This window comes from Pseudoalteromonas sp. RW-H-Ap-1 (assembly GCF_048318575.1).
Classification (GTDB): Bacteria; Pseudomonadota; Gammaproteobacteria; order Enterobacterales; family Alteromonadaceae; genus Pseudoalteromonas.
Window position 1 is genome coordinate 2,384,722 of record NZ_CP166996.1, and the last position, 20,865, is coordinate 2,405,586.

General features: G+C 41.2%; 23 protein-coding genes and 1 pseudogene. 2 read left to right on the top strand and 22 right to left on the bottom strand.

What is annotated here, in order from left to right; all coding sequences use genetic code 11:
* Positions 1 to 20: 20 nt before the first annotated feature.
* Both AB8618_RS11385 and AB8618_RS11390 read left to right on the top strand, forming a co-directional pair.
* Positions 21 to 947: pseudogene (locus tag AB8618_RS11385) on the top strand (flagellar hook-length control protein FliK); the annotation flags it as partial.
* 2 nt (positions 948 to 949) lie between these two features.
* Positions 950 to 1,258, top strand: coding sequence for an EscU/YscU/HrcU family type III secretion system export apparatus switch protein (locus AB8618_RS11390; RefSeq protein WP_413402794.1), 309 nt, complete (start codon positions 950 to 952; stop codon positions 1,256 to 1,258).
* A 26-nt stretch (positions 1,259 to 1,284) separates the two neighbouring features.
* Here AB8618_RS11390 and AB8618_RS11395 read toward each other — a convergent pair whose 3' ends face one another.
* The 22 genes from AB8618_RS11395 to fliL all read right to left on the bottom strand — a co-directional run bounded on the left by AB8618_RS11395 (position 1,285) and on the right by fliL (position 20,816).
* Complete coding sequence (locus AB8618_RS11395) at positions 1,285 to 1,686, bottom strand: DUF2802 domain-containing protein (RefSeq protein ID WP_413402796.1); 402 nt, start codon at positions 1,684 to 1,686, stop codon at positions 1,285 to 1,287.
* Between the two features lie 18 nt (positions 1,687 to 1,704).
* Positions 1,705 to 2,202: a chemotaxis protein CheW gene (locus AB8618_RS11400; RefSeq protein ID WP_413402798.1), complete on the bottom strand. Its 498-nt coding sequence runs from the start codon at positions 2,200 to 2,202 to the stop codon at positions 1,705 to 1,707.
* Between the two features lie 21 nt (positions 2,203 to 2,223).
* On the bottom strand, positions 2,224 to 2,958 hold the full coding sequence (locus AB8618_RS11405; RefSeq protein WP_413402800.1) for a CheW domain-containing protein: 735 nt from the start codon (positions 2,956 to 2,958) through the stop codon (positions 2,224 to 2,226).
* A gap of 3 nt (positions 2,959 to 2,961) precedes the next feature.
* Positions 2,962 to 3,732 (bottom strand): ParA family protein, encoded by a 771-nt coding sequence (locus AB8618_RS11410; RefSeq protein WP_413402802.1) that lies wholly within the window; start codon positions 3,730 to 3,732, stop codon positions 2,962 to 2,964.
* A gap of 12 nt (positions 3,733 to 3,744) precedes the next feature.
* Positions 3,745 to 4,704, bottom strand: a complete 960-nt coding sequence (locus tag AB8618_RS11415) for a flagellar motor protein MotB (protein WP_413402804.1) — start codon at positions 4,702 to 4,704, stop codon at positions 3,745 to 3,747.
* 5 nt (positions 4,705 to 4,709) lie between these two features.
* Positions 4,710 to 5,474 (bottom strand): flagellar motor protein, encoded by a 765-nt coding sequence (locus AB8618_RS11420; protein ID WP_413402806.1) that lies wholly within the window; start codon positions 5,472 to 5,474, stop codon positions 4,710 to 4,712.
* On the bottom strand, positions 5,467 to 6,603 hold the full coding sequence (locus AB8618_RS11425) for a protein-glutamate methylesterase/protein-glutamine glutaminase (protein WP_413402808.1): 1,137 nt from the start codon (positions 6,601 to 6,603) through the stop codon (positions 5,467 to 5,469). Before AB8618_RS11425 ends, AB8618_RS11420 begins: the two co-directional genes overlap by 8 nt.
* Before the next feature lie 53 nt (positions 6,604 to 6,656).
* Positions 6,657 to 8,903, bottom strand: coding sequence for a chemotaxis protein CheA (locus AB8618_RS11430; RefSeq protein WP_290169715.1), 2,247 nt, complete (start codon positions 8,901 to 8,903; stop codon positions 6,657 to 6,659).
* A gap of 14 nt (positions 8,904 to 8,917) precedes the next feature.
* Positions 8,918 to 9,691, bottom strand: a complete 774-nt coding sequence (locus AB8618_RS11435; RefSeq protein WP_178956408.1) for a protein phosphatase CheZ — start codon at positions 9,689 to 9,691, stop codon at positions 8,918 to 8,920.
* Positions 9,692 to 9,707: 16 nt separating this feature from the next.
* A complete protein-coding gene (gene cheY, locus AB8618_RS11440) occupies positions 9,708 to 10,091 on the bottom strand; it encodes a chemotaxis response regulator CheY (protein WP_138605307.1) in 384 nt (127 codons plus the stop codon).
* A 40-nt stretch (positions 10,092 to 10,131) separates the two neighbouring features.
* Positions 10,132 to 10,842 (bottom strand): RNA polymerase sigma factor FliA, encoded by a 711-nt coding sequence (locus AB8618_RS11445; protein WP_138605376.1) that lies wholly within the window; start codon positions 10,840 to 10,842, stop codon positions 10,132 to 10,134.
* Positions 10,843 to 10,868: 26 nt separating this feature from the next.
* Complete coding sequence (locus tag AB8618_RS11450; RefSeq protein WP_413402811.1) at positions 10,869 to 11,726, bottom strand: MinD/ParA family protein; 858 nt, start codon at positions 11,724 to 11,726, stop codon at positions 10,869 to 10,871.
* On the bottom strand, positions 11,719 to 13,206 hold the full coding sequence (gene flhF, locus AB8618_RS11455; RefSeq protein ID WP_413402813.1) for a flagellar biosynthesis protein FlhF: 1,488 nt from the start codon (positions 13,204 to 13,206) through the stop codon (positions 11,719 to 11,721). Before flhF ends, AB8618_RS11450 begins: the two co-directional genes overlap by 8 nt.
* 21 nt (positions 13,207 to 13,227) lie before the next feature.
* Positions 13,228 to 15,336, bottom strand: a complete 2,109-nt coding sequence (flhA, locus tag AB8618_RS11460) for a flagellar biosynthesis protein FlhA (RefSeq protein WP_413402815.1) — start codon at positions 15,334 to 15,336, stop codon at positions 13,228 to 13,230.
* Positions 15,337 to 15,407: 71 nt separating this feature from the next.
* On the bottom strand, positions 15,408 to 16,538 hold the full coding sequence (flhB, locus tag AB8618_RS11465; protein ID WP_010387924.1) for a flagellar biosynthesis protein FlhB: 1,131 nt from the start codon (positions 16,536 to 16,538) through the stop codon (positions 15,408 to 15,410).
* 9 nt (positions 16,539 to 16,547) lie between these two features.
* The gene (gene fliR, locus AB8618_RS11470; protein ID WP_010387923.1) at positions 16,548 to 17,327 is read right to left on the bottom strand and encodes a flagellar biosynthetic protein FliR; all 780 of its coding nucleotides are present in this window, start codon (positions 17,325 to 17,327) and stop codon (positions 16,548 to 16,550) included.
* A gap of 2 nt (positions 17,328 to 17,329) precedes the next feature.
* Positions 17,330 to 17,599, bottom strand: a complete 270-nt coding sequence (locus tag AB8618_RS11475; protein WP_010387922.1) for a flagellar biosynthetic protein FliQ — start codon at positions 17,597 to 17,599, stop codon at positions 17,330 to 17,332.
* A 41-nt stretch (positions 17,600 to 17,640) separates the two neighbouring features.
* Complete coding sequence (gene fliP / locus AB8618_RS11480) at positions 17,641 to 18,381, bottom strand: flagellar type III secretion system pore protein FliP (protein ID WP_198523537.1); 741 nt, start codon at positions 18,379 to 18,381, stop codon at positions 17,641 to 17,643.
* A gap of 4 nt (positions 18,382 to 18,385) precedes the next feature.
* The gene (gene fliO / locus AB8618_RS11485; protein WP_409423631.1) at positions 18,386 to 18,769 is read right to left on the bottom strand and encodes a flagellar biosynthetic protein FliO; all 384 of its coding nucleotides are present in this window, start codon (positions 18,767 to 18,769) and stop codon (positions 18,386 to 18,388) included.
* Positions 18,766 to 19,167: a flagellar motor switch protein FliN gene (gene fliN / locus AB8618_RS11490; protein WP_010387913.1), complete on the bottom strand. Its 402-nt coding sequence runs from the start codon at positions 19,165 to 19,167 to the stop codon at positions 18,766 to 18,768. Before fliN ends, fliO begins: the two co-directional genes overlap by 4 nt.
* 20 nt (positions 19,168 to 19,187) lie before the next feature.
* On the bottom strand, positions 19,188 to 20,279 hold the full coding sequence (fliM, locus tag AB8618_RS11495; RefSeq protein WP_010387912.1) for a flagellar motor switch protein FliM: 1,092 nt from the start codon (positions 20,277 to 20,279) through the stop codon (positions 19,188 to 19,190).
* Between the two features lie 9 nt (positions 20,280 to 20,288).
* A complete protein-coding gene (gene fliL, locus AB8618_RS11500) occupies positions 20,289 to 20,816 on the bottom strand; it encodes a flagellar basal body-associated protein FliL (RefSeq protein WP_010387911.1) in 528 nt (175 codons plus the stop codon).
* Positions 20,817 to 20,865: the final 49 nt, after the last annotated feature.

Consider the following 20,865-nt stretch of genomic DNA (forward strand, 5'->3'; position numbering starts at 1 on the left):
ATAGCACCTTAACAGCCGTTAATCATTTACAACCGCTGGAAAAGCTATTATTGGCAACCGTGTTAAAACAAAGTGTAACCGCTCCAATTGAGCAAAAAGAAATTAGCAAACATGTTTTAAGCAGCCAACTAAACACTATCGTTGCTAAGGCGGCGGATCAGGGTACTGACTTAAACCGCTTAGTTAATCAGGCTTTTAACCGTATATTGTCAGAGAATAATTTACATCCGACCACCATACAACGTGAAATACTCAGCACCATAAAGCCGACACAACTAGCCAGTGAGACTTTGCAGAGTTCCTTTAATCGTGGTGTAGAACAGCTTTCATTAAGCATTTTAGCTGCACCGATTATTAACCATAACCCAACAGCGGTTAGCATCAATAATCAAACCGGTTTAGAAGCCCTGCTTCAAGTTTTATTACCCACCTTTAAAGTCGGTAATAGTACCAATAAGCTATTAGAGCAATTACAGCAACCACAAGTACAAGCATTAGCTGGCGAGTTAACACAAATCAAAAGCACCTTGAGCCAAGTGCAAGCTCCCGTTTTGAGCCAACAACCTGACACTAACTCCTTGGTGCAATTTTTATTACCCATGAAACTGCCCCCTGAAGCGGCGCAAACAGAAATATCTCTAGGGCAATATAAAAAGCCAAACAACGGCAAATTAGCGGATAAAAACGTGTGGTTTGTAAGGTTAAATTTTGATTATGCAGAACTAGGTAAACTACAAATAACCGCAGAGCTAATGGATAAAGCATTAGATTGTCAGTTATTAGCGTCCACTCAAGCTGTAAGCGCGTTGGCTCATCCACACCTTGATAATTTACGCTCAAAATTGGCAAAACAAGGCTTGCAAGTGGGCGACCTGAATTTAAAACGAGCAGATGACAGCCATCAAGCATTTTACCAATCCCATGCCATTATAAATATTAAGGTTTAGTCATGACGGATTCATTTAAAAGCAATTCAGCAATTGGGCTACTCTACGAGGCAGGTAACTCACCCACCGTTAGTGCTAAAGGATTTGGCGAGCTGGCAGATGAAATTATTGCCCAAGCTAAAGATAAAGGTATTTTAATCCATCAAGATGAAGCACTTGCAAATACGTTGTCGAAATTAGAGCTCGGCGAAGAGATCCCTAAAGAGCTTTACTTTGTTATTGCTGAGCTTATTGCTTTTTCATATGTAGTAAGAGGGAAATTTCCACCCGGATGGCAAGACTTTCAAGGAAAGCTCAATATAAAAGCGTAACCCTTTATGATAAAAACAAAAAGGCGCTAAGCGCCTTTTTGTTTGTGTAAAGAAAATAACAGCTCTGCTTCGGCGCGAGGTAGTTCACACTCGCGAATAACCTCATCTAAATCGGCACCTAGCTCGACCATTTTTACCGCTCGAGAGTATATTTTAGCATCTGGATCATCGTATTTTTGAGCAGCTTGTTGCTGTATCAGCTCTTGGTTTTGTTGTTCTACCTCAAGCACTCGTTTACCAATACTCATTAACCCAGTTCGTAACTCAGAAACTTCGCTACGTAAAATATTAATCTGCTCTGATGAATCTTTAAACTGCTGTAGTTGCGCATCAAGCTCATTCGCATAACGCTTTTTAAACATCACAATCAACAGCAGCGAGAATAGCCCAAATGCCAAACCCGCAATTGCAATACCAAGTAATAACATAATTTTATGTAGAGAAGCTTATATATCGCTTAACTCATCCCATTCGTCATCACTAAGTAGTTTATTTAAATCAACCAGAATAAGTAGCTCATTATCGCGGTTACACACACCTTGAATAAATTTAGCACTTTCTTCAGTACCCACGTTTGGTGCGCTATCAATTTCTGAGCTACGTAAATACACGACCTCAGACACGCTATCGGCTAAAATACCAATTACTTGTTCTTCAGCTTCAATAATCAAAATACGTGAATTGTCGGTCGCTTCAATATCAGGTAACCCAAAGCGAGAGCGAGTATCAATAACGGTAACAACATTACCACGTAAGTTAATAATACCAATTACATAAGAAGGCGCACCTGGAACAGGAGCAATTTCGGTGTAACGTAGTATTTCTTGCACTTGCATTACATTTACGCCATAAGTTTCATCTTCTAGCTTAAACGTAACCCACTGTAAAATTTCATCATTATTATCTGCACTTTTTTTAGCTGACAGTAATTTATCTTCACTCATGCTCTTACCTCGTAATGGTCATTACTTGTGACGGCTATCTAAGCCCTTCTCTAATAGTGCATTTAAATTATTAACATCTATTAAAGCACACATTTTTTCTTTAATTACTCCAGCAAGCCATGGGCGCTTACTGTCATTTGTACGCCATTTTACATCTTCTTTACTCAATGTAATGTTATTTATTAGTTTTTCTGCTAATAAACCCCACTGGCTATCACCTAAAGTGATTAGATATTGATAATTTAAAGATGCCTCTAACTGCTCATCATACTTTTCAGGCATAACCCAGCGTGCAGTATCAACAACATTGAGCTTTTCTTCTCGGTTGATCATGACACCTTTAAACCATTTAGGTTTACCAAATAAATGATTCACCTCTCCAAGCTCATGAATGCCGCCTAATGCTTTTAATGGCACTGCTAAGGTGAGTCCTGCTACTTCAAAAAATAATGCTTGGAATTCACCATCAAAGTATTCTGCTTCATTACCAAATGCTACATCATGTTCAGTTTCAAGCTGCTGCACTTGGTGAGAATCTATTTCTACATTCGTTACCTGCTCATGGCGTTTTTCAACCTCAACAACCGGCTCAACTACCGATTCAACCTGAAGTGATTGCTCTTTTTGCTCTTCATACGCTACCTGCTCAAGCAATTTAGCAACAGGCTCAAGGTCTTTCGCTGGTACGTCATCAGATAATAACGCCCCTAAATACTGAGTGACTACTTTTTCATTAGCAAATAATTGCTTACTCATTTATCAACCTTGTTTTATTAAATATTCAAGCAATGCTTTATAAGCATAGACTCCACGCGCATTAGGGCAAAAATCAATAGGCACCTTTTGCGCTAAACTCGCATCTCTAAATTTTGTATCAACAGGAATCACACCTGGCCATACTTTTTCTTTGTATGTATCTTGTAATGTTTTATAGGCTTCAAGTGACGCTTTAGTACGCTTATCATACATAGTTGGAATTATAGTATATTCATAGCTTTTCGCTTGCGAGGTTTGCATTAATTCCATAGTACGCATCATTCTATCAAGCCCCTTAAGCGCTAAGAACTCAGTTTGTACTGGCACCAACACTCTTTCGCAAGCAGCAAGGGCATTGACCATAAGTACCCCTAAAACTGGCGGGCAATCTAAAATTGCGTAATCGTAATGCTCGCTAATTTTAGCCAGTGTTTTTTTTAAAATCAGGCCCATCCCCGTTTTATTACCCATACTACGGTCAAGTGTAGCAATCGCCATTGTGGCAGGTAATATATCAAGATTTTCTATAGTTGAAGGGCATAATGCTTGCAATATTTCTTCGCTTTTCATGCTCGAGCCGCGACTGAAAATATCGTAAACACTGACCTCTAAATCTTCTGAATCAATGCCAAAGTAATAAGTTAACGATGCATGTGGATCGGTATCAATCAGTAACACTCGCTTACCTTGAAGCGCAAGGATGCCAGCAAGGCTAACCGCTGTAGTGGTTTTGCCTACCCCTCCTTTTTGATTGGCTACTGTCCAGATTTTCACATTACATCCTAATTACTGTTCATTACGCGTAGTAACACGAATACCACCATGCTCTAAGCGAATTATTTTTATTGTATCGTCTTGAGTAGGCAGCTCAACTTCAGCTGGTTTAATAGCTTCAGGAAGTTGCTGCTCAGTATCCTCATCCGCTGACTCTAAAACCAAGCCGTATTTGGAAAGCGCAATCACCACTTTGCGGTTTTCAGCCCGCCCGGCTTCGGTATCATTATCGGCAAAAGGTGAGTATTGGCCATATCCCTCAATTGCCATGCGCGCAGATTGAATACCTAAGCGCTCTAATTCAACTAATATTGATGTTGCACGTGCCACCGACAACTCCCAATTAGAGCGAAATATTTCATTGCGAATAGTTTCGTTATCTGTGTATCCCCGTACTCTTATATAGTTATCGACAGGTGCGATTATTGCTTCAATCTTTTTTACAACGTCTATAGCTTGATTATGCGCAACGGCACTACCGCTGGCAAACAACAACCCAGAATTAAGCTCAATAACCAGCCAATCTTGACTAAGCTCTAAGCTTGCATCGCCACTACGTATTTCATCAATGAGGGACGACTGTAGTTTGACCAGTAAACTGTCGAGTGGCTTACCTAAGTGACGCTGGCTGATATTGCTATTATCACTTTGGCCATCGAGCAATACTGGCCCTTGTTCTTGTTTTTGAATACTTTCGCCATATAAAACTTCAGCCTCGGGAGTCACTCTTTCAAGCAACAAAGCATCGCCGTTTACTCCCTTACCTTGCTGAGAAAATTGTTTAGCTGACTTATCAAAAACATGCTCAAGAGAGTCAGATAAAACTTGTATATTGTCTTCTTTGTTTATTGCAATAGCATACAATACAACAAAAAATGCAAACATGATGGTCATGTAATCTGCATAAGAGACTAGCCAACGCTCAGTATGTTGGCTTTTAAAGTTTTGATGACGTAACCGGCGGCGCAGCATAACCGCTAATGAGCCTGTAAAATAGGACGTTCAACGCGGTAAGCTTCAAGCTTTAATTCTATATTAATAGGGCTCTCGCCTTGGCTAATGGCAATAACGCCTTCAGCTAGCATTTCATGGTAAAGCATTTTTTGCTCAACCCGTTGCTTTAATTTATTGGCCATGGGCAAAAACAGTAAATTCGCCAAACCTACACCATATATAGTCGCAATGAATGCAGTGGCAATACCTGTTCCTAATTGCTCAGGATCGTTGATAAACGACATAGCTTGGATCAGTCCAAGCACAGCACCTAAAATACCAATAGTTGGGCTGTAACCTCCCATCGCTTCATACACTCGGCTAGCTTCCAGCAATCGTTCTCGTTCAAGTAATAAATCAATCTCGAGAGTATCGCGAAGCTTTTGATCTGAGCAGCCATCAACTAATAAACTAAGCCCTTTAGTGGCATATGGATCAGAGTGAGTAAGTGCTTCGTTTTCGAGCGCTAAATAGCCCTCTTGGCGAGCTTTATGCGACCAGCGCTTTACTTGTTCAATCGCATCTTCAATATCGTGGTCATTAGTAACAAAAACCCAATGAGTAATACTAAGCATTTTCTTAAATGTATTGGCTGATGTTTGCAGCATCACGGCTCCTAATGTGCCGCCTAATACAATAATTAGTGCAGGGCCATTAAACAGAGCAGATACCACACCTCCCTCTAAAGAATAACCGATTGCAATAGCACCTAATGCAACCAATAATCCTAAAATAGAAAGCTTATCCACAGCCAATCTCTCTTTTTAAACGCGCAGCAACATCATGAAGACCTATGCTTTCACTTGCTAATCCTGCACTTGCTACTGCTTGCGGCATACCATATACAACACAGCTTTTTTCATCTTGAGCCCAAATTGTAGCGCCAGATTGTTTAAGCATACGAGCACCATCACGACCATCCGCGCCCATACCAGTCAAAATAACGGCAAGTACATCACCTTGGTATGCTTTTGCTGCACTAGCAAAGGTTATGTCAACACTAGGCTTATAGCTTACTCGTTCATTTTTATCTTCAAATACGCGTAGTGTTCTGTTTGACCCCCGTCCTTCTACCATCATTTGCTGCCCACCTGGTGCTAAATATGCACAGCCAGGTTGAAGCCTATCGCCTTGCTGTGCTTCTTTTACTTTAATTTTGCACAAGCTATCTAATCGGGTTGCGAACGCAGGTGTAAATGCCGCAGGCATGTGTTGTATGAGGAGTATTGGATGTGGGAAATTAGCTGGTAACTGAGTCAAAATCGTTTGTAGTGCAACCGGTCCACCTGTTGATGTGCCAATAGCAACTAGTTGATACTGTTTACCACTTGCACGCACTGATGTGCTACTAGAAGGCGTTGGGCTTGCGCTTTTAAAGCTACGATCAGGTTGCACTATAGGCTTATTAGCAAAGCGCTCAGAAGTACTTGGCGCTGGTTTGCTACTTGGAGCAGCAGGCGCTCTGGTAATTCTACCAATTCGCTGGCGGCCTATTTCCTTAACTTTATTTTGTAATAGCTTTATTGCATCGTCGTTGTTACGTGCAATATCTTCAAACTTTTTCGGTAAAAAGTCCATCGCACCAGCATCAAGTGCATCTAAGGTAGCAGATGCCCCTGCACGCGTTAACGACGAGAACATTAAAATAGGAGTTGGATTACTCGCCATTATCTCTTTAACTGCGCTGATGCCATCAAGCACAGGCATTTCAACATCCATGGTGATCACATCGGGTCGTAGTTGAGCTGTTTTATCGACAGCTTCTCGACCATTTACAGCGAAACCTATAACTTCAATGCCGCTGTCTTGTTCAAGTATTTCACTCACTCTGCGGCGAAAAAAGCTTGAATCATCAACTACTAAAACTTTAACAGCCATTTCGCTCTCTTATTCAATGAATGGGTAGGCATAAAATGTATGCCTACTTTTAATTATCCAGCGTAATGCTTTAACATATTTGGCACATCTAGGATCAGTGCAATACCACCATCAGAGGTGATTGTTGCACCTGCCATACCTGGCGTACCTTGAAGTAATGCGTCTAGAGGCTTAATTACCACTTCTTCTTGACCAATGAGCGAGTCAACAACAAAACCCACTTTTTGAGTTCCTATTTGCACAATAACCACATGACCTTGTGCTTTTCGCTGACCTCTATCGGCGCCTTTAATGAGCCAATGTTCAAGGTAGAATAGTGGAATTGATTTTTTACGAACAATTATAGTTAGCTGGCCATCAACCACATTGGTTTTTGTTAAATCTAAATGGAATATTTCACTCACACCCGCCAGCGGCAACGCAAAGGTTTGTTCCCCAACTATTACCATTAAGGTAGGCAGTATCGCTAGAGTAAGTGGCACTTTAATTTCTAAAGTAGTACCAACACCCATTTCTGATTTGATATTCACCGAGCCATTGAGTTGGGTGATTTTTGTTTTAACCACATCCATACCAACACCACGGCCGGAAATATCTGAGATCTCTTCTTTAGTTGAAAAACCAGGTGCAAAAATAAGATTATATGCTTCAGTATCAGAAAGACGACTCGCTTGGTCGTGATCAAGCACCCCTTTACTAATCGCAATCTTTTTAAGCTTTTCAGCATCCATACCGGCACCATCATCTTGGATGGTAAGTAGGATATGATCGCCTTGTTGAGAAGCTGATAAAGTCACAGTACCCGTTCTAGGTTTACCCGATGCTTCACGAACATCTGGCATTTCAATACCATGATCCACTGAGTTGCGCACTAAATGCACCAATGGATCTGCCAATGCTTCTACTAAGTTTTTGTCTAAATCAGTGTCTTCACCAACAAGTAATAAATTAATATCTTTTTGTAGCGTTCGTGCTAAATCTCGAACTACACGGGGAAAACGGCCAAACACTTTTTTGATTGGCTGCATTCGCGTTTGCATTACCGCACCTTGGATATCAGCAGTCACTACATCTAAATTAGAAATAGCTTTGCCCATAGCCTCGCTGTCAGAGTTTGTTGCCAGACTCACCAAACGGTTTCGCACAAGTACCAGCTCGCCTACCATATTCATTATTTGGTCTAAACGTTTGGTGTCAACACGAACCGTTGTTTCTGCCGGTGGAGGCGCTGCTTTTTTAGGCGGCGCGGCCTTGGCTGGCTGTGGAGCAGGCGCCGGCTTAGCAGGCTCTGCTTTTGGTACCGGTTTCGGTTCAGGTTTCGGTACAGGTTTCGGTGTAGCAGCAGGTGCAGACTTGTTTGCGGCTACGGGCTCAGGTTTACTTGCCGGAGCCGATGCTTCTATAGCTTTAGGTGCACCTTTGCCATGTAATTCATCTAGCAAAGCTTCAAATTCATCGTCACTTATTTCATCATCGCCCGCGCTTGAGTCACTATTTTGTGAATCTACTACAGGAGCTGATGGTGCTTGCTGTGGTGTACTTGCAGTGCTTTGAGTAACTTCGCCAAAACTACCAACACCATGAAGCTCATCTAATAAGCTATCAAATTCATCATCTGTAATATCGCCATTTACATCACTGTCGCTTGATGGGGATTGTTTTTCTTGCGTGGACTGGCCCTTACCATGAAGCTCATCAAGAAGACTTTCGAACTCATCTTCAGTTATTTCATCAATCTGAGAGTCTGAGCTACTACTATCTGGGCCGCTAAATAATTCATCAAATGCGAATGGGTCTTCTTCAGAATCATTGCTAGGTTGTTCTACAGCGGCCTCAGGTTCTACTGATGGGGTTTCAACAGAGGCTGTATCTTCTTCAACTACAGCATCGCCGGCTAGCTCTTCTGCCGTCGGTGGTTGTCCAAGCTTATGAAGGACTGCAAGTAACTCTGGATCAGCAGGTTCTGGCTGGTCACGATTTTTAATTGTGGCAAACATTTCATTAATGGTGTCGAGCGCTTGTAAAATTACATCCATTAATTCAGAGTTAACTGTTCTTACACCTTGGCGCAATAAATCAAACACGTTTTCAGCACCATGACATGCATCAACAAGCTCTGTCATTGCCAAAAAGCCGGCGCCACCTTTTACAGTGTGGAAACCACGAAATATTGCGTTTAGTAGTTCAGTATCATCTGGGTTGTTTTCCAGTTCTACTAACTGTTCAGATAAAAGCTCAAGGATTTCTCCGGCCTCTACTAAAAAGTCTTGTAAAATATCTTCATCGACTTCAAAGCTCATGCAGTACTCTCCTATTAGAAGCCCAAACTTGATAATAGATCATCAACTTCATCTTGATCAGATACAACATCATTACGCGATTCTTTATCAATAATAGGCCCTTCAGGGCCTGCTAGTGTTTGTGCAACAATGGAATCTTCTGTTTCTTCTGGTTGTTCGGTCTGTTGTGTTGGCTCAACCTCACCTTGTGCTGCAAATGCAGTTAACAAGTGGATCAAGCTTTCTTCAACTTCACGCACAAGTTCAATAACACGACGAATAACCTGACCAGTTAAATCTTGATAGTCTTGAGCCATCAATACATTGGTCATCAACATCTGCAACTCATCAGTTTTATGATGAGAGCTGTTCATAAACTTATCAATACTATGACAAAGTGACTTAAACTCACCAAGCTCAATTTCCCGGTTCATTAACCGATCCCACGTTGGCTTGATATCAGAAATTTCGTCAGCAATTTCTTGCGCTAAAGGTAAGCTAGCTTCAACTGCATCCATTGTTTTATTGGCTGCATTCTCAGTCATTTCCATGACATAGTTGAGGCGTTTCTTAGCATCAGGGATGGCATCAGTGGTAATATCTGTTAAGCGCGTATCTAACTCGAAACTCTTTAAAGCTTCATGTAATTGACGCGTTAACTTACCTACCTCAGCAAATAACTGTGATTGCTCTTGTGAAGCTGTTTCTAAAATTAACTGATTCGCTTTATCTTGCTCACCATTTTCTAAAAAAACAACCAACTGGCGAGCTTGTTCTAAAGTAATCTGAGGCGCAGCAGGTGCTGACATAAGCCTCTCCCTCTCATTAACCTAAGCGTTCGAACACTTTTTCTAATTTAGTCTTCAATGTACCTGCAGTAAATGGTTTAACAATATAACCATTTACACCTGCTTGGGCGGCAGCTACTATTTGTTCTTTTTTAGCTTCTGCTGTAACCATTAAAACAGGAATATGCTTTAATTTGTCATCAGCTCGAATTGCCCTCAAAAGATCAATACCTTGCATGCCTGGCATATTCCAATCTGTTACAACAAAATCAAATACTTGATTTTGCAACATAGGTAAAGCAGTTGACCCATCATCCGCTTCTTGAACATTGGTAAAACCTAAATCGCGCAACAGGTTTTTAATAATACGTCTCATTGTTGAAAAATCATCAACAACAAGAATTTTAATGTTTTTATCCAAAACATCCTCCAGTGAGGCCTGAACCTTTATTTACTTACTTCTAGTTTATCCAGTCATTGATTTTTGCTTTAAGCTTAATCATCGCCTGACCATGTATCTGACTTACACGCGACTCACTAACATCGAGTATATGCCCAATTTCTTTTAAATTCATTTCATCGTTATAGTACAAAGAAAGCACCATTGCATCTTTTTCCGGTAACGACTTTATCGCATTGAGTAAAGACTCATTAAACCGTTCATTTTTAACATTATTGAAAGGTTTGTCTAGTGCTAAATCTTGGCCATGAGGTGTAATCACATCATCGTCAATACCAAGGTCCTCAATGCCCAAAACTTTGCTTACATTGACATCATTTAAAATATGATGGTACTCATTTAACGAAATTTCAAGTTTTTCAGCCACTTCACTATCTTTAGGTTCACGATTTAAACTGTTTTCAAGCGCGACTATCGTCTCTGCTACTAGTCTACTTTTTCTGTGAACTGAACGTGGAACCCAATCACCTCGTCGCATTTCATCTATCATTGCACCACGAATACGAATACCCGCAAAGGTTTCAAAACTCGCGCCTTTACTGGCATCGAAGTTTTTTGAAGCCTCTATTAAGCCAATCATACCTGATTGAATTAAATCATCTAGTTGCACACTGGCCGGTAAACGAGCAATTAAATGGCATGCCACTTTTTTGACTAATGAGGCATGCTTTTCAACAATCATATTTAAATTCTGTGCTGACTGATATCCCATAGCTCTATTCACCGGTATTGTCATCGTTAGTTACTAACTAGCTTCTCAATAAAAAACTCTAAATGACCCGAGGCTTGACTAGGTGTTTGCCACTTAGTAATTTTTGTCGCCAGTGTTTTAAAAGCAATCGCAGCAGGAGACCCTGGAAAAACTTCAACTATCACTTTTTGGCGACGCGTTGATTTGCGCATATTCTCATCATAAGGAACTGTTGCAACCAACTCCATGGTTATATCTAAAAATCGGTCGGTTACTTTTGATAGTTTAGCAAATAATTCCTGCCCTTCACGTAAGCTACGCACCATGTTGGCAACAATTTTAAATTTTTCTACTTTGTGTTCACGACTCAGTACTTTAATTAGTGCATAAGCATCAGTAATTGAGGTTGGCTCATCACATACCACCACAACCACATCTTGTGCGGCACGAGAAAAGCTCAAGACCATGTCAGAAATACCTGCTGCGGTATCCACAATTAAAATATCAAAATCGGTGTTAAGCTCGCTAAATGCACGGATAAGTCCAGCATGCTCTGAAGGAGATAGCTCAACCATACTTTGCGAGCCCGATGTTGCAGGTACTATTTTTATGCCTGCGGGGCCTTCAACTAAAATATCTTCGAGTTCACATTCACCTGATAAAACATGAGACAAGTTACGCTCTACACGCAGTCCAAGCATAACATCACAATTAGCTAACCCTAAATCAGCATCTAATACCAGCACACGCTTGCCTTGTTGGCCTAACGCGATTGCCGTGTTAAGGGATACGTTTGTTTTTCCCACTCCACCTTTGCCGCCGGTGACAGCGATAACTTTTACGCCGTTATTATTATTACTCATTTTGCGAAGGCCGCTTGCTTGATCTAAAACTGTGTTAATCATACATCTCTACTGTGTTCGACGCCACTGATTGGTGTCGTGATTGTTGTGCTTTTATTCTTTTTAAATACAATTGCTCAGCTTTTTTTACTAGTTTTTCAGCATTTGCCACTCTGATATCTTCTGGTACTCGCTGACCATTAGTAAGATACCCTATTGGGAGACGATTTTGAATCGCAATACTAATAATCTCACCTAAACTCAATGACTCATCTAACTTAGTAAAAATACATCCACTAAGCTGTACTTTTTTAAAGTGCCTTACTGTCTCTTGTAATACATTGATTTGCGCTGTAGCACTTAATACTAAATAACTACGTATATCCACACGTTGATTACGCATTAAGGTATTAAGCTGCTCAGTTAAACGTAAATCTCGCTGACTCATTCCTGCTGTATCAATTAAGACTAGACGTTTATTTCGTAAATGGTATAAAACTTCTGCTAATTCATTTGCATCTTTAACTTGTTTTACGCCACAGCCAATAATTCGACCGTAAGTTGCTAGCTGCTCATACGCACCAATACGGTAGGTATCAGTGGTAATAAGCGCAACTTTATCAGCACCATACTTTTGCGCACCTAATGCAGCTAATTTTGCAACCGTGGTGGTTTTACCTACTCCTGTTGGGCCGACTAGAGCATAAACACCACCTTGGCGAAGAATTTCGTTGTTAGTGGTTTGCATTTGATCTTCAACCATATTCAATAAGGCTTTCCAACCTTGTTGGCGAGATACAGCATCGGGTACAAAGCATGCCATCTGCTCAGCAACGTCTTTATCTATTCCCATACCCACTAAACGGTCAATCATACATGCACGGGTTGGATCGCGACGTGCCATATCTTGTTGCATTAAACCTGACACTTGATGTTCTAGTAATTGACGAATTGCGTTCATTTCTTCGCGCATGGTGCTTATATCACTCGACTCGTTTTGCATCGTTTGCTGGCGTGGTGCACTCGGTGAGTCTAAATCGTCAAAACCACTGTCTAAATCATCAAAACCTAAGCTATCAGCTTGAGTACGAGGACGTGCAGGCGCACTTTGTTCACGTTCAAACATATTTTTAGGTCGAGATTGCACAGCTTCTTGTTCTTGATAATGGCCAGAAGTATCAATACCTGATTGTGAAAACATTGACGCAAGCTCTGCTGAACGAGGACGGGGAGATTGACGTTCTAATAAAGCTTGTAAACTGTCTGCCACCTTTGCTTGTGGCTTAGGTTGAGCGCGCTGTGGCTCTGGTTTTACAAAGTTATGTGAGCTCTGGGTATGTGCAAATGAAGCACTTGCAGCTGGTTGGCTTTGAGGTTGCTCTGGCGCTTTTGTCGCGGCTTTGTCGTAATCAACAGCAGCAACAATTTCAACGCCATTAGCTAGTTTCTTATTTGACATAATAACCGCATCAACACCAAGCTCTTCTTTTACTTCTTTTAGTGCGGTGCGCATGTCTTTAGCAAAAAAACGTTTAATTTTCATAATTCAAACCCCTTTAAAATCTTATTGTTGGCCTACAGAGCTGACAATCTTGATCTGTCTTTCATCTGGTATCTCTTGATAAGACATCACTCGCAATCCTGGAATGGTGTATTTAACAAATCGAGATAACACAGTGCGTAACATTCCTGACGTTAGCAATATTGAAGGTTCACCGGCCATTTCTTGATTTTGATGTGCTTCATTCAATGATGTTTGAAGTCTATCAGCAAGTCCTGGTTCTATTCCGGCACCTTCATCACCTGCATTTTGAAGTGACTGATGCAACATCTGTTCCAACTCAGGCGCCAAGGTTATGACAGGGATTTCAGAAGACATACCAACAGCATCTTGAACGATTAATCTACGCAACGATATTCTCACTGCAGCCGTTAATACATCAGGGTCTTGGCTACGAGGGCCATACTCAACAAGGGTTTGAACAATCGAACGCATATCTCGTATTGCTACCCCTTCATTTAATAAGTTTTGTAGTACTTTAACGATGGTGGTCAGCGGTAATACATCCGGTACCAGCCCTTCAACTAAGCGAGGGTGGCTTTTACCTAACATATCTAATAAGTTTTGTACTTCTTCGTGGCCAAGCAATAATGCGGCGCTATTTGTGAGTAACTGGCTAATATGAGTGGCCACAACGGTTGCTGAATCAACTACGGTATAACCTAAAGATTGCGCTTCATCTTTTTGATCTGGTTTTATCCATACCGCATCTAAACCAAATGCAGGGTCTGTAGTTTCAATGCCTTTGAGCGGGCCAAACACTTGGCCAGGATTAATTGCCAGTTCATCGCCATGTTTAAGCTCACCCTCACCACTTGATACACCCATCATGGTGATGCGATACGCATTTGGGTCGAGCTCAAGATTATCGCGGATATGCACTGGCGGCACTAAAAAGCCTAGCTCTTGAGATAATTTTTTACGCACCCCTTTAATACGGTTTAACAGCTCGCCACCTTGTGATTGGTCTACTAAAGGAATTAACCGATAACCCACTTCTAAGCCAATAACATCAACTTGCTGTACATCATCCCAACCCAGTTCTTTTTGTTCTTGTTTAGCCGCAATCCCGTTACCTGAGGCTGCATTTTCAGCTTCTTCGGCCTCAGCAGCCGCCAATTTAAGTTTGTTTTGCTGAGTGTAGTATGCAAGGTAACCTAAAAGCGCACCTAAACTTAAAAATGCAATATGCGGCATACCTGGGACTAAACCCATAGTAATGAGGATACCAGAGGCAATAAATAATGATTTTTCGTTTCCTAGCTGCTGCTTAAACTGATCGCCCATATTGTGCGATTCATTTTGACGCGTTACAACAATCGCAGTACCAATTGAAAGTAGTAATGAAGGTAATTGCGCTACTAAGCCATCACCAATGGTCAATAGTGTGTACACTTCCATAGCACGTGAAAAGCTCAAGTCATGCTGGATCATGCCAACAAATAAACCACCTACAATATTAATCACTAAAATGACGATACCTGCGATAGCATCCCCTTTTACAAATTTACTGGCACCATCCATAGAACCATAAAAGTCGGCTTCACGGGTTACTTCATCACGACGCTCTCTAGCTTGCTCTGCACTAATAAAGCCAGCATTCATATCTGCATCAATCGCCATTTGCTTACCCGGCATAGCATCAAGGGTAAAACGTGCTGACACTTCTGAAATACGCCCTGCACCTTTGGTAATTACCACAAAGTTTATGATAATTAGAATCAAAAATACCACTAAACCCACGGCGTAGTTACCACCAATAACCACCGAGCCAAATGCTTCAATTACCTTACCAGCAGCATCACCACCATTATGACCCTCAAGTAGTACCACCCGGGTACTGGCTACGTTAAGTGCTAAACGCATGATTGTGGCGATTAACAACACAGCTGGAAACATGCCAAATTCAAGCGGCTTCATGGTATATACGGTGACCAGTAATACTACTAATGCGAGCGCGATATTAAACGAAAATAATATATCAAGCAGAAATGGAGGCAGGGGTAAAATAACCATGCCAAGCGCAGCTAAGACTAAAAGCGGTGTACCAACGCCCTTTGCATATTCTTTTTTATCTTTATTAAGTTGTTGTAATACCGCTTTAAATTCCATAACTCTACAATTTCAAAAAATTGACACTACGCTGAAATTGCAATAACTATTCCAAGTTAGTTGGTTGGTGGTTAATACTTAAATTCATCAGGGATTGGCAGCTTTTTATTAAGCGCAACAGGGCGTTTTCCACGGCCTTTTTTAAACCGTTTAAGCTGAAATACATAGGCAAGCACTTGAGCAACTGCTGTAAAGAGCTGATCGGGAATTTGATCCCCTACTTCAGCGGTATGATAAAGCGCTCGCGTTAAGGTCGGCGACTCAACAATGGGCACTTCATTACCCAAAGCAATTTTACGAATTTGCATAGCGAGTTCGTCAACACCTTTGGCTAGTACAATAGGCGCTCCAGCTCGCTCTGTGTCGTATTTTAAAGCCACTGAGTAATGAGTCGGGTTGGTAACAATAACATCGGCATCGGGAACATCTTGCATCATTCTCTTTTGCGACATTTGACGTTGGGTTTGCCTGATACGCGCTTTGATTTGCGGATCACCCTCAGAGTTTTTATATTCATCTTTTACTTCTTGCATCGTCATTTTAAGCTGTTTGTTATGGCTATAACTTTGAAATGGCGCATCAATAGCTGCAATAATAATTAAGGTGCAAGATAACCCTAAAAACATCCAGGCTAATATTTCTAAAGCATGCACGATATTGCCCGGCGCACTTTCTATACTCAAATGTAATATTTCATCAAAATAAACATTAATTAAAAAGATAGCGAAGGTCGCCACTAGGCCAAACTTTAATAATGACTTAAGTAGTTCAATAGCCGCTTGCGGCCCAAACATCCGAGTAAAACCTTTCATTGGCGACATTTTACTGGCTTTGGGCGCAGCTGCCTGCCAGCTAAAATTAAAGCCGCCAAGCATGGTGTTACCAATAAACGCAGCGAGTACAATAATAAGTACAAACATCGACATAGGAAATAACAGTACGTCGGCCACCTCCCCCCACACCGCAAACATTTTTGTGGTGTCGTAGGTTTCATTGCGATTAAGACTAAGCATTCTGCCCATAATTCGGTACAAGCCTTTGCCAATTTCAGGGCCGTACATTAATAGAGAAATAGCAGAAAAAATAAGTACAAACATAGTACCTAGCTCTTTAGAGCGCGCTATTTGGCCTTTCTTTTTGGCATCATCAACTTTTTTGGGCGTGGGTTCTTCGGTTTTTTCTTGTCCTGAATCTTCAGCCATTACGCTCTCCTAAGGGGAACAACCAACTAGAGTACACATTAGCTCAACCATTTTTAGCCATTGGAACTCAAACTGAGTGATAAAGTTACCGAGGGTAGCCCAAATAATAACGAGCCCTGCCACTAAGGTAAACGGAAAGCCTATAGAGAAGATATTTAACTGTGGGGCAGCACGGGTCATGATGCCAAATGACATATTAATTACAAGCATGGCCGTTAATGGCGCTAACGAAAGCACTAGTGCAGTGGTAAACATCCAACCACCCCATGTCACTATGTCCCAATAATGATCAACCGCCCACCAATTACCATCAATTGGCAATACCTGAAAACTATGTACCACCATTTGAATCATCATTAAATGGCCATTAAATACAAAAAATAACAAGGTAGCTAAAATGAGGTAGAACTGCCCTACAGCAGGCACACTCATTCCATTTGAGGGGTCAACAACAGACGCAAAACCTAAACCAGTTTGCATAGCAAGGATTTGCCCGGCTAAAACAAATGTATTGAGCAGTAGTGTGGATGCAAAACCAATCGCAACACCAATCAGCATTTGTTGTAGCACCACTAAAACCATTTCAAAAGAAAATAAATTAGTAAATGTAGCTGGAGGTAAAACAGGCACAACTAAAAATGTGACTACAACAGCCAAGCCCATTTTAATTCGAGAAGGGACGTTTTTAGCGCCAATACCCGCCATAATCATGATCATTGAGCTAATACGCACCAAGGGCAGTAAAAAATCACTTAACCATTGAATAACAACGGAAAATGGAAACTCCATCGTTAACCTGCTATTTCGGGTATAAGAAGCACTAAGCGATTAAAAAAATCCATCAGCTCTTGAGTAAACCAATGTCCACCCACTATTAACGCACTAATAGTAATTAATAGACGCGGTAAAAAGCTCAGTGTTTGTTCATTAATTGAGGTTGCCGCCTGAAATACTGCCACTACTAAACCAATAATTAAACCAGGTACCACAATAGCAGACACCAGCTTAATCACTAAAAATAGGGCTCCACTTAAAATATCAACAAATACTTCAGGTTCCATGGGCGACTCCTAGAGTGATTGGTTCAAAGTAGAAAGCACCACTATGTGCCCAACCCAAAGCTTTTAGCGAGCGTACCCATCACCAAGCTCCAACCATCAACCAATACAAACAACATAATCTTAAACGGTAGCGATACAATCATGGGGGATAGCATCATCATACCCATGGCCATCAACACCGATGCAACCACCAAATCGACAATCAAAAAGGGGATGAAGAACATAAAACCAATAATAAAGGCCGTTTGTAGCTCACTGGTCACAAACGCCGGAATAAGAACAATCATTGGCGTTGCTTCGGGTGAATCAAGCTGATCGTACCCAGCTATTTTTGCAAAGGTTTCTAAGTCTTTTAATCGTACTTGAGAAAGCATAAAAGCTTTCATTGGCTCTTTAGCTAAATCGAGTGCTTCTAGTGATGTTACCTGTTCACTTAAGTACGGTTCGATTGCACGTTCGTTTATTTGCTCATAAATAGGCGCCATAATAAAAATACTTAAAAACAGCGACATACCTAGTAATACTTGATTCGAAGGGGTTTGCTGTAAGCCAATCGCTTGGCGCAAAATAGCCAATACTACAATAATTCGAGTGAACGAGGTCATCATGATAATGGCTGCTGGAATAAAGCTCATTGCCGTCATGATCGCTAACACTTGTAGCGTCACTGAATAGTCTTGCGTGCCATCTGGATTACTTGTGATCGTAAGCGCGTCAATCCCTTCTGCATTAACACCAGGAATGAACACGATGGCAAGAATAATAAGCAGCCATTTGGTCATAATATTAATTCTTTTTATTTTGATTAAGTTGTGGGTTTAACATTTTGCCAAAACGCTTCGCTAATTCTGGTAACTCTTTCTCTGTTAGGGGGTTTTCTAACTTGTGTAAATAATTAATGCTATGTGGAGTTACACCTAATAGATGCTGTGCATTATCTATCTCAACTACCATCAAGCGCTCGCGTGAGCCTAAAGGGAGGCTGCGAATCACTTTGAACTCATCGTTATTGGTTAAATTTGGATTAAGCTTTTTAACAAAAAAAGCCAACACTAAAATTAACACGACCACCACACCTAACGACATCACCATTGAAATAATGTCTGTGGTGGGTGTTGCAGCATCGGTAGCTGCAAACACAGAATTGCTTAAACCAAGTAATGCTATCATCGTAACTTTTTGATCCGTTCAACCTGACTAATTACATCAGTTAAGCGAATACCAAACTTATCGTTCACCACAACCACTTCACCATGTGCTATCAATGTACCGTTAACTAATACATCAAGCGGTTCACCAGCAACCCTATCAAGCTCAACAACTGAGCCTTGGTTAAGTTGTAATAAGTTACGAATATTAATTTTAGAACGCCCTACTTCCATCGAAATAGTAACGGGAATATCTAAAATAGTGTCGAGTTTACGTTTTTCTTCACCGCTGAGCTCATGCTTTGAATCATCCAGCTCATCAAGCTCGGTTACTTTAACCTCTGCACTATCATCATCAGTTCCCTCAGCCTCAGCAAGTGCTGCTGCCCATTCGTCCATCGTATCTTGATCATCGCTCATACTTTTAACCTTTTAATCAATTACCAGTCTAAGTCTACACCGTTTGAAAGGTGTAAATCATCTTCTAGTTCTGCTAATTCTGCATCTGAATCAATTTTTTTGCCGCCTTTAGTAAAGACATGCAGCTCAGATTTAACTGAATCAGGGCGTTTAATTTTTTCACTAATTTGTAGCGCAACGTTATCGCGTGAGCGACCCATTTTAGCTCTAAATGTTGGCAACTCTTCAACAAACACAGTAATATGCTCAGGCATTTCAACAGGAATAATATCCCCCGCCTTGAGCTCCATAATTTGTTTTAAGCTTAAATCAACTTCAAGTAGCTGAGTCGACAAATCGACTTCCACATCCATTATTTCGTCACGAAGCGCTTTACTCCAACGTAAATCGGTATCTTCAGTATCAGACTGAACACCTGCATCCAGTAGCTCTCGAATAGGTTCGAGCATTGAATAAGGCAGCGCAATATGAAAGTCACCACCGCCGCCATCAAGCTCAATATGAAAAGAGCTAATAACCACTACTTCGGTTGGGCTAACAATGTTAGCCATAGCGGGATTCACCTCAGAATCAAGATACTCAAACGACACATCCATAACCGGTGCCCATGCTTCTTTGTAATCTTCAAAGATTATTTTTAACAGCATTTGCACGATACGGCGCTCTGTTGGGGTAAATTCACGCCCTTCAATTTTGGCATGATAACGACCATCGCCACCAAAAAAGTTATCTACCAGTATAAAGACTAAGCGCGCCTCCATGGTAATTAAACCAGTGCCTTTTAGTGGGCGAAAACGCACCATATTCAAACTGGTTGGTACAAATAAGGTATGAATATACTCACCAAATTTGATCATTTGCACGCCATTAATTGACACCTCAGCGGTGCGGCGCATCATGTTAAATAGGCTAATTCGCATATGACGCGCAAATCGCTCATTAACAATTTCAAGTGTCGGCATGCGACCACGCACGATGCGATCTTGCGAAGAGAAGTCATACTGTAGCGTACTTCCCTCACCGTCTTCACCGTCGTGTATATCTTCCTCTTCGACCTCATCAACACCGTGTAATAGCGCATCAATTTCGTCTTGGGATAATAAATCGCTCACACTGACCCCTTATTGCATCACAAAGCCGGTAAACAGTACCCGCTCAATTACTTTACTTCCTTCCACATCCATCATTGCAGCTTGTACTTTATCTAGCGCAGTAAAGCGCAGTGTTTCTTTGCCTACACTGGTGCTTAGTTCATCTGCGGTAGTCATTGAAAATACACTCAATAGCGTGCCTTCAATCAGTGGGATGTGTTTTTTAGCCGTTTCTTCATTGCCATCTCCGCGCACCAGCAATTGCACTTTAATTTGTACAATTCTATCGCGGCTCGCCCCTGGAACATTAAATATAAAAGGTCTTGGCATAGCAACATATAGCGCACTGCCGACCGTTGCCGAGGAGCTTGATGATTCTGCGGCTACTTCACCACTGGCGGCATCATCTGTTAAAGTTTCTACGGGCTCATCATCACCCGATAGTAAAAAGTAACCAGCTACACCGCCAACAATAACTAATACAGCGGCTATAATTATAATGAGTTTGCTTTTATTTTTACTGACTTCTTCTATTTCTAAATTAGTATCTTCAGCCATTGTATTTCCTTTATTCGCAAAGGTATTTGCTTGTTTTAACTATTATAAT